Consider the following 16,395-nt stretch of genomic DNA (forward strand, 5'->3'; position numbering starts at 1 on the left):
CCTCCTCAGCCGAGCGGCCGGCCCACACGCAGCCGACACCGAGTGACGACGTTATCGATCCACGGCGCGCGTCGCCAGTCCAAATACTGAGGGCTGAGCGCTAAGGTTGCCGCCGATTCACGCCGTGACGATCTTGCCGTCGGCGGAAGATCGGCGCGCGGATTCCAGCACGCGCAGTGTGGCCACGGCGTCGCGCGGGTCGACCGGAACGGGCCCGCCGTCGAGCAGAGCGGTAGCAAGCGCGGCGTAGAAGGCCGGGTAGTCGCCCGCGATGGTGGGCACCCGTTCGACGGCGGGCTCGGCACCGAAGACACCCCAGTGCTCGGATCCGACTGTGCCCCAAGGCTTGCCGTCATCCGGGCGGCGACCGGCGCGCAACGCGCTTTCCTGCGGATCCAGACCGTAGCTGACATACCCCGCCTGGGAACCGAGCACGCGAAACCGCGGACCCAGTTGCGGCGCAACGGCACTCATCCAGAGGTGAGATCGAACGCCAGAGGTGTGCGTCAGCGCGAGGAAGGCGTCGTCATCGGTCTGCACGCCCTCGCGTCGCTGATCCAGCTCGCAGTACACCGACTCCACCGGCCCGAACAGCGTCAGCGCCTGATCGATCAGATGACTACCGAGATCGAAGAGCAGCCCCGCGCCCTCGGCGGTGCCGCCCATCTCCCGCCAGCCGCCCTTCGGCAGCGGACGCCAGCGTTCGAAGCGCGACTCGAAGCGCCGCACCTGCCCGAGCCGACCCGCCTGGGTGAGGGCGCGCACGGTGAGGAAGTCACCGTCCCAGCGACGATTCTGAAAGACGGTCAGCGCCAGCCCGGCGTGCTCGGCTCGCTCGACCAAATCCTCGGCCTCGGCGACCGATACCGCGAACGGCTTGTCCACCACGACCGGCAGGCCGGCGTCCAACGCCTGCCTGGCCAGCGGAGCATGCGTGCGGTTGGGCGTAGCGATAACTACGAGATCTATCCCGGCGGGATCCGCGAACAGTTCGTCGGCGGTAGCGACCACCCGCACGCCGGGATGTTCCCGTTCGGCCTGCGCCTTCCGCTGGGCCGACGAGGTGACCACCACCGCCACCCGCAGCCGCGGATCGGCGGCGATCAGCGGCGCATGGAAAACCGACCCGGCCAATCCGTACCCGAGAACAGCGACCTGGAGCGTCATGCCTCGACGCTAGCGGATCGTCCCAGGAATTCGGGTCATGCCCCGAGGTGTCAGCGCTGACTACCGTGCCTGTCATGCGGGGCCACGCGACTCGATGGGCGCCGGTTCTCGGCCTGCTCGCGGTGGCACCGTTCATCGGTGAATTCCTACTCGGCAATCTGACGGTGTCCGAATTGCCGCTCGGCCTGCTGCTCGCGCCGATGTACGGGTGCGGCGCGCTGCTCGTGCGTGGATCTCGTTCCCGATGCAGCCCGAAAGCGGTGGATCGGTGCTCGTCGATCTGATGTCGAATGCCTTGTTCGGGGTGGTCGCTTGTCTGCTTGTGGTGTGGGCAACGCGGCGGGCTGCATATATGTCGAGCTAGCGGCGCGGGTGGTCCGGCTCCGGCCGGTCGTGGCAGCGGATCGGCTCGTTGGCGACGCCCCGAACGAAGACGGCTGACACCGTGCGCGATCGACGGGCCGACACCGCAAGCGATGGCCGACATGGCTACCGACAGCCGACATAGCTAGCGACAGCCGACATAGCTAGCGACAGCCGACATGGCTGGCGACGGCCGACACGGCTGGCGACGGCCGATGTTGAGCAGCGGTCGACCGAGATGGATACCGAGGGGCACCTACCCTCACTACCGCCCGTCGGCAACTGTGAAGCAACCTTAGTCTTGCTTACGACCTCGCCGGCCTGGCCACCCTACGAGGCGGCGGGCGTGCAGATGATTCCATTCAGAAATAGTTCCGCCGCAGTGCATCTCGTTGCCACCCCGGGCCGTTGCGGCGGTGTTTACACCGTATTCTCCTGTCGAATATCGGCAATTACTCAGCAAATCTGTGAGCAATCTTAAAGCGTTTCCTAACGGGCAAAACGGAAATAAGTCTGCGTGACAGAGGTCACGAGTATGCATTTCGGCGATGCGTATTCCCGCTAGTTACCGCCAATTCATGGCCTCTGAGGTGGAGCTTTACGGAATATTTGCATTACACCCAGTGACCTGCTGCAACGTGCCTTCAGTTGCCGGATCCGGGGTTTGCTGTCGAAATACTGGCCGACCTCACCTACGTTTGAAATGTCGCTTAGTCAATGCTGATAAGGCGTTCTATATCGCCCCTTCTGTAGACCCAACGGAGGCCGCACATGCGTGTGCCGCTGATTACGGCGAAGAAAACTCGGACAGAATTGACGTCCCGGATTCCGGGCAAGGTGGTGCCGCGCCTGTCCACCGACATGCTCACCCGCCTTCCCGTCTCGGTCGCCAGGCCAGGGTTCGCCCCGCGCAGCCTGACCGCCGGGATCCTGCACCTCGGCTGCGGCTCGTTCCACCGCGCGCACCAGGCCCTGGCAACCCAGCACGCGATGAACGAGACCGGCGATCCGCGCTGGGGCATCACCGCCGTCGCCATCAACCGCCCGACGGTCGTCGACGCGCTGCGGGCGCAGGACCACCTGTACACCACGCTGCTGCACGAAGACGGTGCGGCGCGGGTGGAGGTGGTCGGCTCGATCACCGAGGCCGTGCACGCCCCGACCGACCTGATCGGCGTGCCGCAGCGCATCGCCGACCCGCGCGTCAAGATCGTCACGCTCACCGTCACCGCGAGCGGTTACTGCGTATCGCCGGTCACCGGCCGGTTGGAGGTGGACTGCCCCGGCGTCCGCCACGACGTCCGGTTCCCGACCAAGCCGATCACCCCGATCGGCATGCTCGCGCAGGGTCTCGAACTGGTCCGTCGGCGGGGCAGCACCCCGCCGGTGATCATCAGCTGCGACAACCTGTGCGCGAACGGCAGCACCCTGCGCCGTGCGGTCATCGATTTCGCGCTGCTGCGCGACGATCATCTCGCCGAGTGGATCGCCAGGCACGTGCAGTTCCCGAACAGCGTGGTGGACCGCATCGTGCAGCCGACCGCGCCCACCGATGCCGCGGTGGCCCGCAACTGGCTCGGCGGCATCGAGGACCGCGCACCGGTCTCGGCCGAGCCGTTCATGACCTGGACCATCGAGGATTTCGACGGCGAGCGCCCGCAGTGGGAACTCGGCGGCGCCCAATTCGTCTCCAACGTCAAGGATTACGAGCTGGCCAAGCTTCGCCTGCTCAACGGCACGCACATGCTGCTCGCCTACCTCGGTGGCGTGGCAGGCCACCGCACCATCGCCGACGCGACGGCCGATCCGGCACTGGCGGCGCTGGCCCGCCAGTTCATGCTGGACGAGCAGGGACCGACGCTGGCCCTGTCGACCCCCGAATTACGCAGGACCGTAGACGATTTGATGCGCCGTTTCCGCAATCCGGCCATCGCCCAGGACATGACGCGCATCGGCCGCAACGGTTCGGACAAGATGATGCCCAGGGTCGTCGACGCTCTGCGCGACAACATCGCCGCAGGCAGGCCCACCCCCGGCGCGACCTTGCTGATCGCCGCGTGGATACGGTGGTTCACCGCCAGCCACGCCCCCGGCGCGGTGATGGAGCTCATCGACCCGAGGGAAGATTCGCTCGCGGTGCTGGTCGACGCCGACCCGCATCGCTGTGCGCAGGCGTTCTTGCAGCGCACCGATATTTTCGGCACGCTACCGGAACTGGAGAACGTGCAGCGGCAGGTCGGTGACGCCCTGGCCGAAATGACCCGCGACGGTGTCGATGCCGCGGTCCGGCGCCGGTTGGCGTCGCAATCGGAAGGGAGCAACGGGTGAACGCCGAAAACCCGGTTCGCGCAGTAGTTTTCGATATGGACGGGTTGCTCATCGACTCGGAGAGCCTGGCCATGGAGTCGCTGGTCTCGGCGGGCGCCGAGCTCGGCTACGAGATGGCACCCGAGTTCTGTCGCAGCATGATCGGCGTGCCCGCCGACCGCTGCCGCACGCTCGCCGCGGCCGCCTACGGTCGGGGATTCCCGCTGGAGGAGTACTTCGACCTGCACGAGGTGCACCTGCGCCGGCTCGTCGACGGCGGCAGGCTGACCACCAAGCCCGGCGCGGTGGCGCTGCTCGACGCGCTCGACGCGCAAGGCGTCCCGAAGGCGATCGCGACGTCGTCGTCGCGGGAGCGCGCCGATCACCACCTCCAACTGGCCGGCATCGCGGACCGGTTCGACGTGGTCGTGACGCGTCAGGACGTGACCAAGGGCAAGCCCGACCCCGAGCCGTACCTCAAGGCGATGGCGGCGCTTGGCGGCGAGGTGGAAACCACACTCGCACTGGAAGATTCGACCAACGGCCTACGTGCCGCCTGCGCCGCGGGCCTGCGCTGCATCCTCGTTCCCGATCTGGTGCAGCCGACCGAGGAGTCCCGCAGGCTCGCGCACCGGCTGTACCCGGATCTGCATCAGGTCATCGAATACCTCGCGGTCGCCAATGCGGCCTCGACCGCGTCGACCGCATAGGCGAGACTGTTCCGAGCTAACTCGAATCTGTCGGCGGACCTGAAAAGGATCTCTCGTGGTGCGGATAGCTCGACCTGTCTTTGTCGTGTGTGCCGGAATCGTGGTGGCGGTCGCCGGATGCGCCGCCGAGGGTGGCAGTGGGTCATCGGAGACCCGCGTGCGCAATGCCGCGCCGACCACCTCGAGCGCGCCCGTCCGGTGCGGTGTCGACCTTTCGGCGCCGGTGATCCAGTCGGCCATCGCCGCGTTGCCCGCCGAGCCGATCACGCACGCGCCGTGGTCCACCGATCCGCGTGGGTTCGAGGGGAACTTCGATCCGTGCGCCACCCTGTCGACCGTGATCATCACGGTGCAAGGGGCGCCGGGGAGTTCGCCCAACCACGCCCTGCTGTTCCACAAGGGGTCCTACATCGGGACCGCGACACCCGAGGCGCACGGGTTCACGTCACTGGACGTCGACCGCACCACCGACGACAAGGTCGGCCTGGCCTACAAGACCCCCGGCACCTGCAACGCCTGCCCCGACGGGACCGTCACCTATGTCCAATTCCATTGGGAGGGGCAGAAAGTACGGATGATCGGTACACCGCCGAAGTAGTCGTACGGTTGGTGTGCCGCACATGGCGTGCTGCGCCTTAGGGTTCCGGCTCGTCCGACCATCGCTGCACCCAAACCTGTAGTGGGGCGAGCGCTGCGACGAGATCGAGACCGTCCGCGCTGAGCTGGTAGCCGTTCGACTCCGCGGCTATCACCCCCGCCTTGCGAAGTTCCCGCAGCCGATCGTTGAGCACGCTGGCCGATACGCCGCCGCTCAGCGTCTGCAACTCGCGGAACGTCACCCCCCGCCCGTCGCGCAACTCCCACAGCACCCGCAGTGCCCACCGCCTGCCCAGTAGATCCAGCAGCACCATGATCGGACGCCCGGTCTGCGACCCGCGCACCGGCCCGCCGACGGTCGGAGTCTTGCCCGCTTCGGATTCCGAAGCTACCATCGCCACCATCCTTGCTCTTGTTTCCGAAGCAAGGATACAACGCCGTCCGATATGAGGATCGACCATGAGCACCGAATCTCTTCCGCGCATCACGCCACTATCGCCGCCGTACGCTCCTGATATAGAGGCGCAACTCCGCAAATGGATGCCGCCCGGCTCGGCCATCGAACCCCTGGCCCTCTTCCGCACCCTCGCACGCCACGACGACCTCTTCAGCCGAATGCGCCCCCTCGGCGCAGGCATCCTCGGCCACGGCCGCATCCCGCCCCGCGACCGCGAGATCGTCATCCTCCGCACCTGCGCCCGCACGAACGCCGAATACGAATGGGGCATCCACGCCGTACTCCAAGCCCCCGACGTCGGCCTGACCCCCGAGCAGATCGACGCCACCGTAGGCGACCCCGACCACCCAGCGTGGTCACCCAACGACGCCACCCTGATCCGCCTGGTAGACGAAATTCACGACACCGCAACAATTTCCGACACCCTGTGGCCGGACTTGACCAGCCACTACCGCGACGACCAAGTACTCGAGCTGATCACCACCACCGGCTGGTACCGCCTGCTCAGCACAGTGATCAACACCGCCCGGCTCGACCGCGAAACTTGGGCCCGCCACTTCCCCGCGTGATCCGCGTGGGCTCCAGTGGGGTTCTAGCTGGCTGACCGAGGCCGAATACTCCCGTGCGGACTGGCTCGCCACGTCCGGCGTGACTCCGGGTGGCCTTCGCTCGGATCTGGCCTGGCTGACCGCCGCCGAGTACTTCCGTGCGGACTCGCGGCTCGTCACGTCCGGCGTGACTCCGGGTGGCCTTCGCTCGGAACTGATCTGGCTGACCGTCGCCGGGTACTCCCGTGCGGACTCGGGGCTCGCCACTTCCCGGCGTGACTCCGGGCAGCTTTCACTCGGATCTGGCCTGGCTGCCCGCCGCCGAATACTCCTGTTCCGGACGGCCGGTGCTGCCGTAGCGCAGGCTCATGCGGAGGCTGCCGGTGCCGACGAGGGTGGCGAGGTAGCGCTGGGCGGTGGCGCGGGAGATGCCGATGGCGGTGGCTACCTCGGCGGCGGAGAGGGGGTGGCCTGCTTCGAGGATCGAGTGCAGGACGAGGTCTTTGGTGGGGGAGGCGACGGTGGTGGGGGCGCTGGCGGTGGTCGTGGGGCGCAGGGCTTGCAGGGCGGCGTCGACGCGGGCGTTGTCCACCTGCGGGGTGGTGAGGATGCGGCGGTAGCGGGCGTAGGCGGCCAGCCGGGCGGCGAGTTCGGTGTGCGGGAAGGGTTTGACGAGGAAGGCCAGCGCACCGGCGGAGAGGGCGGCGCGGACCGCGGTGCTGTCGGTGGAGGCGGTCAGCACCATTGCGTCGCAGCGTAATTCGCGTACGAAGTCGACACCGGAACCGTCGGGCAGGTACACGTCGACCAAAGCCAGGTCGACCGGGCCCGCCGCCAGCACCGCACGCGCCGCGGCCAAGGTGTTGGCGGTCCCCGCGACGGCGAAACCCGCGATGGAGTCGACGATTCCGGCATGCAGGTTGGCGACACGAAAGTCGTCGTCGACGACGAGCACAGTCAAATCTGATGGGGCCATGACACCTTGCTGTCTACGAGCACTTCGGGAATGCGGGCATTGAATTCGGCGCCGGTGAGTGGGGGAGTCTCGCCGCGCGGACTGGCCAGCCGGACGTCGCCGCCGTGCGTGCGGGCGATCTGGCGGATCAACGCGAGGCCGACACCGCGTCCGCCGGGGACGTCACGGCTGTCGCGGGTGGAGGTGCCCTCGGTGAACAGCACATCGATCAGCTCCGGCGCGACACCGTCGCCGCTGTCGGCCACCACGATGTGCAGCGTCGAATCTTCCTGCACCAGTTCGACTTCCACCTGCTTGACCGGATTGTCCGAGGCCAGCACGGCCTCGATGGCGTTGTCGAGCAGGTTGCCGAGCACGGTCGTCACGTCGACGGGATCGACGAGGCTGCCGTCCACCCAGGTGTTCGGCCCGAGGACCAGTTCGACGCCGCTCTCCCGCGCGTGCGCCGCCTTCGCCGCGAGAAACGCTTGGAGGTACGCGTCATGGATGGCATCGATACCGGGCGCGGCGGCCCCGAGCGGCCCCGCCCCGATCATCTCGTCGATCGACCGCGACGCCTCCTCGGTCCGCCCACCATGCAACAGCCCGCTGATCAGGTGCATCTTGTTGGAGAACTCGTGCCGTTGCGCCCGCAACACCGTGCTCATCGACTGCACCGCATCGAGCTGACGGGTCAGTGCCTCCACGTCGGTTCGGTCGCGCACGGTCAGCACCGCGCCCAGATCGCGCCGGTCCCGATGCACCGGCCGCGCGGCCACCACGACGATGTGCGAACCGACGGTCGCTGACGCGGGTTGCTCATCGAGCCCACGGAAAACCTCCAGTACCCGTGGCGTCAGCCCGATCTCGTCCACCGGTCGGCCGATCTCCGCATCGATCCCGAGTAGCCTGCGCGCTTCATCATTGACAAACGTTGTGCGCCAAGAAGAATCGACCGCAAGCACGCCGCGCCCGATGCCGTGCAACACCGCAGCCTGGCCGCGCACGAGCTCAGCGAGTTCCGCGGGTTCCAACCCGAGCGTCAGCCCGCGCCAACGACGTGCCAGCAGCATCGATCCCGCGATCCCTACCAAAAGCGCGGCGCCGACCAGCAAACCGGCGGTTCGCAAGTCGTCGAGCAACTGATCACGCACCGCCTCGGTGGAAATGCCGACGCTCACCGCGCCGACGATTCGGTCCGAATAAGGTTCGAGCACCGGCACTTTCGCCCGCACCGAGTCGCCGAGCGTGCCGCGCTCCTCGGCGATCACCTCGCGCCCGGCCAACGCGCCGGAGGGATCGGTGCTCACATGCTCGGTGAGCCGCGCCGCGTCGGGATGTGCCAGCCGAATCCCGGAATCATCGGTGATCACCACGAACAAGGCGCCGGTTCGCTCCGTCGTGTCGACGGCGATCCGTTCCAGCGGTCCGGCGGCGAGCCGCGCACGCAGCAGCGGGTCGGCGCTGATCGCCCCGGGCGCGTACCGGGTCACCTCGTCGCGCACCGCGGGATCGGCGGCGACGGTGCGCGCGATCGCGAGGGCCCGCTGTCCGTATCCGTCGCGCAGCCGTTGATCGCTGAGGTAGCCGAAAACCGCGAAGGCGACGCCGAGGGTGAGGGTGACCACCACGATCTGCAACAGCAGAACCTGCGTCCTCAATCGCACGGCCCGCGCGCCCTCAGTGGCCATTGGCGGAGCATAGACCACCGCACCGGGCGTGAGCAGAATGCGCAGAACTAGCGAATCGGTACTTTGCACGGCTTGTGCGCACAAGCTCCGCGGTGTGACCCGGCCCACGTACGTTCGCTCTACCTCGATCTCGCAGGAGCTACCCCATGACCAACCCACTCATCGAGCTGCGGAGCGCGACGAAGCGTTTCCCCGGCACCGGTGGCGGCATCCACACCGCCGTGCAGAACCTCGACCTTGCGGTCCGCCCCGGCGAATTCGTCGCCGTGGTCGGCCCGACCGGCTGCGGTAAGTCGACCACCCTGTCCCTCGTATCCGGCCTCGAACCCGCCTCGGCGGGCCGGACGCTGGTGCGCGGCAAGGACGTCACCGGCATCCCGGACGGCATCGGTTACATGTTCCAGCTGGACGCGGTGCTGCCGTGGAAAACCGTGCTGGACAACGTCGCCCTCGGCCCGCGCCTGCGGGGTGCGTCGAAAGCCGATGCGCGGCAGCAGGCTTCGGTGTGGGTGCACAAGGTCGGCCTGGCCGGGTTCGAGACCTACTATCCGCATCAGCTGTCCGGCGGCATGCGCAAGCGCGTCGCGCTGGCGCAAACCCTGGTCAACGACCCGGAGATCCTGCTGATGGACGAGCCGTTCAGCGCGCTCGACGTGCAGACCCGCCAGCTCATGCAGGACGAACTGCTGCGCGTATGGGCGGGCACCGGCGCGGCCGTCATCTTCGTCACCCACGATCTGGAAGAGGCGATCGTGCTCGCCGACCGGGTGATCGTCATGACGGCGAGCCCGGCGACCGTGTGCGGCGACTTCCCCGTCGCGCTGGAGCGCCCGCGCAATGTCGAAGAGGTGCGGCTCACCACCGAGTTCCGCGATATCTACAAAGAAATCTGGGAAACGCTGCGCGACGAGGTCGATGCGGCTCGAGCCAAGGGAGCCTCCCGTGTCGCATGACGTCCTCGAAAAGGATGCCGCCCCGGCACCGGTGCCGGAGAACGAGACCGAGGAGCAGATCCTCGCGCGGGTGCGCACCAACGCCCGGCGTGTGCGGCTGCGCACCTGGGGGTTGCGCATCGCGCTGGTCGTCCTGTGGCTCGGCTCGTGGGAGCTCACCGCCACGCTGTGGATCGATCCGTTCTTCTACTCGAAGCCGTCGCTGATCTGGGACCGGTTGGTCGAATGGTTCACCGAGGGAACCCAATTCGGTTCGATCTGGCTGCAGATCTTCACCACCGTGCAGGAGGCGGTGCTCGGCTTCCTGATCGGCGCGGTCGCGGGCGTGGTGCTCGGCACCCTGCTCGGTCGCAGCCGGTACTGGGCCGACGTGCTCGCGCCGTTCATCAAGGCGCTCAACGCGGTTCCGCGCATCGTGCTCGCGGCGCTGTTCATCATCTGGTTCGGTCTCGGGCTCAGCTCGAAGGTCGCCACGGTGGTCGTGCTGGTGTTCTTCGCGGTGTTCTTCAACGCGTTCACCGGGGCGCGGGAGGTGGACGGCAACGTCATCAACAACGCGCGCATCCTCGGCGCCGGTAAGCGTCAGGTGCTCACCGCCATCGTGTTGCCGAGCGCGACCACCTGGATCCTGTCCAGCCTGCACACCGCCTTCGGCTTCGCCTTGATCGGCGCCGTGGTGGGCGAATACGCTGGTGCCAGTAGAGGTTTGGGCCTGCTGATCAGCAACGCCCAGGGCACGTTCGACTCGGCGGGCATCTACGCGGGCATGATCATCATCACGGTGATCGCGCTGCTCGCGGAGTGGGGGATCGGCATGGCCGAGGGCAAGCTGCTGAAATGGCGTCCCTCGCAGGCACAGTCGAGCCACGGGATCTGAGCGATGAGGTACATCAAGAACTCCGCCATCATCGTCCTCGCCATAGCGGCGTTGCTGACGGTCACCGGGTGCCGCGAGTCGCGCACCATCCCGATGTCGGACGGGCGCCCGCAGATCACCATCATGGTCGGCGGGTTGGAGAAGGTGATCTACCTGCCCGCCATGCTGACCAAACAGCTCGGCTTCTTCGAGAAGAACGACATCGACGTCTCGTTGCTCGGCGAGCAGTCCGGCGCCAACGCCGAAACCGCCTTGCTGACCGGCGATGTGCAGGCGGTGGTCGGTTTCTACGATCACACCGTCGACCTGCAGGCCAAGGACCAGTGCCTCACCTCGGTGGTGCAGTTCGCCGACGTGCCCGGTGAGGTGGAGTTGGTCGCCAAGGCCGACGCAGGCGCCATCAAGTCGGTGCGCGATCTGCGCGGCCGCAACCTCGGTGTCACCTCGTTCGGGTCGTCGACCGACTTCCTGACCCAGGCGCTCACCGGGATCGAGGGCATGACCACCAAGGATTACACCCGGGTGCGGGCCGGCGCGGGACAGACGTTCATCGCGGGCATGAACCACAACGGCATCGACGCCGGCATGACCACCGATCCGACCGTGGCGCAGATGGTCAACTCGGGGGAGGCGGAGATCCTGGTCGACATGCGCACCGAGGCGGGCACTCGTGCGGCGCTCGGCGGTCTGTACCCGGCGACCTCGCTGTACATGCGTTGCCAGACAGTCGAATCGCATCCGGACATCGTCCGCAAGCTGGCGGCGGCCTTCGTGCAGACGTTGCAGTGGATCAAGCAGCACACCCCGGAGGAGATCGCCGCCAAGATGCCGCCGCAGTACGCGAACGCCGGAAAGGACCTCTACGTCCAGTCGATTCGTGACTCGATCGGCATGTTCAACGGTGACGGACTGATGAAAGCCGAAGGGGCACAGAACGTTTTGAACATTCTCGGCAAGTACTCGCGCAATGTGGCGCCGGTGCGAGACCGGATCGAGCTGGACAAGACGTACACGACGAAGTTCGTGGAGGAGGCGCTGCGCACCAACCAATAGTGCGGTAGCCGTTCAGGTCCCGCGCTCCGGTTTCGATGGAGCGCGGGACCTGCTGTTTGTGGTCGTACTTTGCGTGCCGCCGACGACCCCTTGACGGATGGTTATCGTTTGATAACCTGACTTCAAAGGTTATCGAGCGATAACCACGCAGGGAGGCTCAGTATGTCTACGCTCATCACATCCGGCACCGCGGAAGTTCTCGCGGCACTGCGGCAGTGCCGCGGCGACGATCCGCCCGCGCTCACCCTGCCGCCGAGCGCCTACACATCGCCCGAACTGTGGGACATGGAACGCGAGCGGATCTTCCACCGCTGCTGGTATCTCGTCGCCCACGTCGGTCAACTCGCCACCCCGGGTGACTACGTCGCCGTCTCCATCGCCGGCGAACCGGTGGTCGTCGCCCGTGCGAAAGATGATGCGCTACACGCGATGTCACCGATCTGCCGTCATCGACTGATGCCGCTCGTCGAACCCGGCGCGGGCCGTACCGACGCCTTCACCTGCCAGTACCACCTGTGGAAGTACGGCCTGGACGGGCGGCTGCGCGGCGCGCCATACATGGGCGGCAACAAGCAGTTCGAGCCGAAGGACTGCCGGTTGCCGCAGTTCGCGGTCGCGGAATGGAACGGCTTGGTCTTCGTCAATCTCGACGCGGACGCCGACCCGATCGGTGCCCACCTGGACTTGGCCGCACATCAGTTCGCCAACTATCGGCTGAACGAGATGGTGCTGGTCGACTCCTGGTCCTACGAGTGGCAGACGAACTGGAAGAGCGTGATGGAGAACGGCCACGAGAACTATCACGTGATCGGGCTGCACCGGGAGACGCTCGAGCCGTTCATGCCCGGCGGCAGTGACATGTTCGTCGAGCAGTACTCGCCATGGGTGCTGCACGCCAGGATCCCCTTCGTCGCGTCGGTGGAGCCGGAGGTATTGACGCTCAACGAGATTCAGCAGGCCAATGGCATGGTGCTGCTGACCTTCCCGTCCAGCGCTTTCATCGGGGTGAGCGACCAGATCGTCTGGTTCAGCTTCCTGCCGACGGCCATCGATCGGGTGCACGTGGTCGGCGGCGTGCTCACCATGCCCGAGCTGGTCGGCGTGTCCGAGGCGGTGACCAGAACCCAGCAGGCGGCCACCGCGATGATCAACAATGAGGATCGGCTCGGGCTGGAAGCCGTCCAGCGCGGCGTCTCCTCGCGGTTCGCCGAACGCGGGCACCTGAGCCCGAAGGAACAGCCGGGTGTGCTCGCGTTTTATCGGAACCTGGCGCACGCAATGCTCGGCGACGAACCGAACGGCCGTTAACCTGAACCGTATGCCCGCGGAAACCACCCGATCGAGCCCGGCGGCCGAACGCATCCTGCGCACTGCCGCCGAGCTCATCGCGGTGCGCGGCTTCTCCGCCACCTCCACCCGCGACATCGCGGCCGCGGTCGGGGTGCAGCAGCCCGCCATCTACAAGCACTTCTCGGCCAAGGACGACATCCTCGCCGCGCTGGTGCGGCTCGGGTTGGAACGGCCACTGGCGCTGGCCGACGAACTCGGCGCCGTGTCCGCGCCCGCCGTGGTCAAGCTGCACCGTTGGCTGCGGGAAACGCTGCAACACCTGCAGGACTCGCCTTATGTCCTCGCCTCCATCCTCACCTCGCCGGAACTCCAGCGGGAACGGTTCGTCGACGAGCTGGAGCTCGTCTCGCGGCTCGACCGGGTCGTTATCGCCATGGTCGAGGCGGGGCAGCGGGAAGGTGATGTGCGGGCGATGAATCCGGTGTCCGGTGCGCGGTTGGTTCAGGCCCTGTTCGACGCGCTGGCGTTGCCGGAGATCGCAGTCAGCCCCGGGGAGATCGTCGAGTTCGCGTTGATCGGGCTGCTCGCCGAGCCCGGTCGACTACCCGAGGTCGAGCGCGCTGCGGACGCGCTGGTGGTGACCGAACCGGTATCGATGGCCTGATCTGTGGGGTACGTGTCCTTGTGGACATTTCCGCTCTGGTCGAGACTGGGTGCATGGAGTCCAGTGGTGAGGTGGTGGTCGCGGTAACCGAGGGTGTGTTGCTGCTCGACGTTGCCGGGCCGATTCAGGTGTTGCACTGGGCCGGGCACCGGGTGCGGTTCGCGTCGCCGAATGGGCGGGACGTGTGCACCGACGTCGGTGTGCCGCTGGGTGTTTCGTGTGCCGTCGAGGATCTGGCGGGCACGATCGATACCCTGCTCGTTCCCGGATACGCACCGGAAGAGCCGATTCCGGACGACCTCGTGCAGTCGGTGCGGGTAGCCGGTGCGAGCGCTCGGCGGATCGCCTCGGTATGCACCGGAGCGCTGGTTCTTGCCGAAGCCGGACTGCTGGACGGTCGCCGGGCGACGACGCACTGGTTGGCCTGCGAGCAACTGGCGCAACAGTTTCCGGCCGTCGAGGTCGACGCGGATGCCATCTTTGTCCGCGACGGTTCGGTGATCACCTCGGCGGGCGTCACCGCGGGTATCGATCTGGCGCTCGCGCTGGTGGAAGAGGACCACGGCGTCGAGGTGGCACGCTCGCTCGCCAAACATCTGGTGGTGTTCCTGCGCCGTCCCGGTGGGCAAGCGCAATTCAGTGTGCGCGCCAGCATCGGGATGCCACGCAGCAGTGGTCTGCGCAAGGTCGTCGATGCCGTCGTCGAGGATCTGTCGGCGGATCACAGCCTGGCCGCCATGGCCGGCCGTGCCGCGCTCAGCGAACGCCACCTGAGCAGGCTGTTTCGGCAGGAAACCGGCATGACGCCCGCGCAGTACGTCAAGCAGGTGCGCGTGGAAGCCGCGCAAGCACTGCTGGAGACGAGCGACGAACTGGTGGCCGCGATCGCTCGGCGCAGCGGTTTCGGATCCGAAGAGACCATGCGCCGCACCTTCGTCGAGGTCCTCGGCACGACACCGAGTGACTACCGGAGTCGATTCCGCACCACCACTCCCTGACTTCACGCCTTCGAAATCCAATCCGTACCAAGGAGTTCAGTCATGTCCTTATCTCGTCGCGCCGCCATCGGCGTGGGAATCGCCGGAACCGCAGCCGCCCTGTCGTCGACATCCGCAGCAGGCCAACCGAACCCGCTCCCGCTACCGGCGACCCCGTTGGCGGACAAGGCAACCGCATTGATAGACCGGACCCTGACCCCCGCCCTGCGCAACCACAGCGTGCGCGGCTTCTTCTTCGCCCGCGCGGTCGCCGACCGGCACGGCCTACGCCCCGGTGCCGACTACGACGAAGAAACCATGTACCTCATCTGCGTCCTACACGACGTCGGCCTTGCCGAAACCCCCAGCAGCGAACAACGATTCGAGATAGACGGCGCAGACCAAGCCGCCTTGTTCCTCGAAGCCAACGGCGTCACCGACACTCGAGTCGACACCATCTGGGACGCCATCGCCACCCACACCACCGGCTTCACCGATTCCCCCGTCTACCGCCGTCGCCGCCCAGCGGAATCCTGGCTGGCCGTAGCAGGCATCGGCATCGACGTAGCCGGCAGCCCTACCGACCTGCCCCCGGGCTACGCCGACCAGGTCCACGCCGCATATCCCCGCCTGGGCGGCACCCGAGTCCTCACCGAAACCATCGAAGCCCAAGCCCTGGCCGACCCCCGCAAGGCACCTCCGGCCAGCCTGGCCGGGGAAATCCTCCGGCTGCGTCACCCGGAAATAGCCCAGTTGAGTTGGGACGACATCGTGGCCTCCAGCGGCTGGCACGACTGATCGGAGCGCGATAGCCCGGGAAGGTGCTACTCGACTGGCTTGCAGCGGTAGGCGTCCACGGACAATTCGCAGTCGCGCTCCTTACTGCCCGACGTCGCGGCGATTCGGTGACCCACCGTCGCTCGACGTAAAAGTGGGGCGCCGGGTCGGGCGCCCCACTCGGGTCGGTGTTCTCGTCAGCTGCTCGCCGGTGCGGCGTCGACGGTGTCCTTCGCCTTGAGCTCGGCCTTCCATTCGCGGAAGCCTTCTTCGGTGCGTCCGCGGCGCCAGTAGCCCGAGATGGAGGCGGCCCATTCGGCGGTGACGCCGCGTTCCCGGCGGACGTAGCGGCGCATGTCGTGCATGACGGCCTGGGCTTCGCCGTGGATGAAGACCTGGACCTGGCCGTCGCGCCAGGGTGCCTTGCGGACGCTTTCGGCGAGGACCTCACCCGGCGACTGGGTGCCGCGGTGCAGCCAGGTCAGTTCGATGCCCTCGGGCTTCTGCAAGGGGAGCTCGTCCTCGGGGCCGGCGACCTCCACGAACGCGTAGCCGACGGCGGCCGGGTCCATCGCCGCCAATGCGGCGGCGATGGCGGGCAGTGCGGCCTCGTCACCGGCCAGCAGGTGCCAGTCGGCGTCGGCGCGGGGGGAGTAGGCGCCGCCGGGGCCGTACATATCGATGGTCTCGCCGGGCTGGGCCGCCGCGGCCCACGGTCCCGCGATGCCCTCGGCGCCGTGGTACACGAAATCGGCCGCGATCTGGCCCGCGTCCCGATCGACCGAACGGACGGTGTAGGTGCGCAGCACCTCGATCCCGTCGCGCTCGAAGATGAACTTGACGTAGGCATCGGTGAACTCGCTGGTCTGGAACGCGGCGAAGCCGGGGCCGCCGAGGTGCACCCGGATGAGGTGCGGGCTGAGCCACTCGGTGTGCTGCACGGTGAGGGTGGTGCGGGGTCTGGCCATAGGTAGTCCTCCCACTATCAACAATTAGGGTTACCTTACTT

General features: G+C 67.1%; 17 protein-coding genes. 12 read left to right on the plus strand and 5 right to left on the minus strand.

Going from position 1 to position 16,395, the window contains the following annotated elements:
• Window positions 1–117: 117 nt before the first annotated feature.
• Window positions 118–1,167 (minus strand): Gfo/Idh/MocA family protein, encoded by a 1,050-nt coding sequence (locus tag NN4_RS31105; RefSeq protein ID WP_147138929.1) that lies wholly within the window; start codon window positions 1,165–1,167, stop codon window positions 118–120.
• A 74-nt stretch (window positions 1,168–1,241) separates the two neighbouring features.
• On the opposite strand from NN4_RS31105, the gene NN4_RS31110 reads away from it, so the two are divergent.
• The 4 genes from NN4_RS31110 to NN4_RS31125 all read left to right on the plus strand — a co-directional run bounded on the left by NN4_RS31110 (window position 1,242) and on the right by NN4_RS31125 (window position 5,145).
• Window positions 1,242–1,451: a hypothetical protein gene (locus NN4_RS31110; RefSeq protein WP_147138931.1), complete on the plus strand. Its 210-nt coding sequence runs from the start codon at window positions 1,242–1,244 to the stop codon at window positions 1,449–1,451.
• 850 nt (window positions 1,452–2,301) lie between these two features.
• Window positions 2,302–3,858, plus strand: coding sequence for a mannitol dehydrogenase family protein (locus tag NN4_RS31115; protein WP_147138933.1), 1,557 nt, complete (start codon window positions 2,302–2,304; stop codon window positions 3,856–3,858).
• Window positions 3,855–4,547 (plus strand): HAD family hydrolase, encoded by a 693-nt coding sequence (locus NN4_RS31120; RefSeq protein ID WP_135236870.1) that lies wholly within the window; start codon window positions 3,855–3,857, stop codon window positions 4,545–4,547. Before NN4_RS31115 ends, NN4_RS31120 begins: the two co-directional genes overlap by 4 nt.
• 55 nt (window positions 4,548–4,602) lie before the next feature.
• The gene (locus tag NN4_RS31125; RefSeq protein ID WP_147138935.1) at window positions 4,603–5,145 is read left to right on the plus strand and encodes an LppP/LprE family lipoprotein; all 543 of its coding nucleotides are present in this window, start codon (window positions 4,603–4,605) and stop codon (window positions 5,143–5,145) included.
• Between the two features lie 37 nt (window positions 5,146–5,182).
• Here the strand turns inward: NN4_RS31125 and NN4_RS31130 are convergent, their stop codons facing one another.
• A complete protein-coding gene (locus NN4_RS31130) occupies window positions 5,183–5,539 on the minus strand; it encodes a winged helix-turn-helix transcriptional regulator (protein WP_147138937.1) in 357 nt (118 codons plus the stop codon).
• A 64-nt stretch (window positions 5,540–5,603) separates the two neighbouring features.
• On the opposite strand from NN4_RS31130, the gene NN4_RS31135 reads away from it, so the two are divergent.
• Window positions 5,604–6,170, plus strand: a complete 567-nt coding sequence (locus tag NN4_RS31135; protein WP_147138938.1) for a carboxymuconolactone decarboxylase family protein — start codon at window positions 5,604–5,606, stop codon at window positions 6,168–6,170.
• Window positions 6,171–6,441: 271 nt separating this feature from the next.
• Here NN4_RS31135 and NN4_RS31140 read toward each other — a convergent pair whose 3' ends face one another.
• On the minus strand, window positions 6,442–7,125 hold the full coding sequence (locus NN4_RS31140; protein ID WP_147138939.1) for a response regulator transcription factor: 684 nt from the start codon (window positions 7,123–7,125) through the stop codon (window positions 6,442–6,444).
• Entirely contained in the window at window positions 7,107–8,795 is a 1,689-nt protein-coding gene (locus NN4_RS31145) for an ATP-binding protein (RefSeq protein WP_186818720.1), read from the minus strand. Before NN4_RS31145 ends, NN4_RS31140 begins: the two co-directional genes overlap by 19 nt.
• A 146-nt stretch (window positions 8,796–8,941) precedes the next feature.
• Between NN4_RS31145 and NN4_RS31150 the strand changes: the two genes are divergently transcribed.
• From NN4_RS31150 to NN4_RS31180, 7 genes are all read left to right on the plus strand, one after another.
• Window positions 8,942–9,748: an ABC transporter ATP-binding protein gene (locus tag NN4_RS31150; protein WP_135236875.1), complete on the plus strand. Its 807-nt coding sequence runs from the start codon at window positions 8,942–8,944 to the stop codon at window positions 9,746–9,748.
• Window positions 9,738–10,625: an ABC transporter permease gene (locus tag NN4_RS31155; RefSeq protein ID WP_222595204.1), complete on the plus strand. Its 888-nt coding sequence runs from the start codon at window positions 9,738–9,740 to the stop codon at window positions 10,623–10,625. Before NN4_RS31150 ends, NN4_RS31155 begins: the two co-directional genes overlap by 11 nt.
• 3 nt (window positions 10,626–10,628) lie before the next feature.
• Window positions 10,629–11,678: an ABC transporter substrate-binding protein gene (locus NN4_RS31160; RefSeq protein WP_147138941.1), complete on the plus strand. Its 1,050-nt coding sequence runs from the start codon at window positions 10,629–10,631 to the stop codon at window positions 11,676–11,678.
• A 162-nt stretch (window positions 11,679–11,840) separates the two neighbouring features.
• Window positions 11,841–12,986: an aromatic ring-hydroxylating oxygenase subunit alpha gene (locus tag NN4_RS31165; protein ID WP_147138942.1), complete on the plus strand. Its 1,146-nt coding sequence runs from the start codon at window positions 11,841–11,843 to the stop codon at window positions 12,984–12,986.
• A 10-nt stretch (window positions 12,987–12,996) separates the two neighbouring features.
• A complete protein-coding gene (locus NN4_RS31170) occupies window positions 12,997–13,632 on the plus strand; it encodes a TetR/AcrR family transcriptional regulator (protein ID WP_147138943.1) in 636 nt (211 codons plus the stop codon).
• 53 nt (window positions 13,633–13,685) lie between these two features.
• Window positions 13,686–14,630: a GlxA family transcriptional regulator gene (locus NN4_RS31175; protein WP_147138946.1), complete on the plus strand. Its 945-nt coding sequence runs from the start codon at window positions 13,686–13,688 to the stop codon at window positions 14,628–14,630.
• A gap of 42 nt (window positions 14,631–14,672) precedes the next feature.
• Window positions 14,673–15,407 carry an HD domain-containing protein gene (locus NN4_RS31180; RefSeq protein WP_147138947.1) on the plus strand — a complete coding sequence of 245 codons (735 nt, stop codon included), beginning with the start codon at window positions 14,673–14,675 and terminating at the stop codon, window positions 15,405–15,407.
• Between the two features lie 176 nt (window positions 15,408–15,583).
• Here NN4_RS31180 and NN4_RS31185 read toward each other — a convergent pair whose 3' ends face one another.
• The gene (locus NN4_RS31185) at window positions 15,584–16,354 is read right to left on the minus strand and encodes a siderophore-interacting protein (protein WP_147138949.1); all 771 of its coding nucleotides are present in this window, start codon (window positions 16,352–16,354) and stop codon (window positions 15,584–15,586) included.
• Between the last annotated feature and the right edge of the window lie 41 nt (window positions 16,355–16,395).

This window comes from Nocardia ninae NBRC 108245 (genome assembly GCF_007990755.1).
Lineage (GTDB): Bacteria > Actinomycetota > Actinomycetes > Mycobacteriales > Mycobacteriaceae > Nocardia > Nocardia ninae.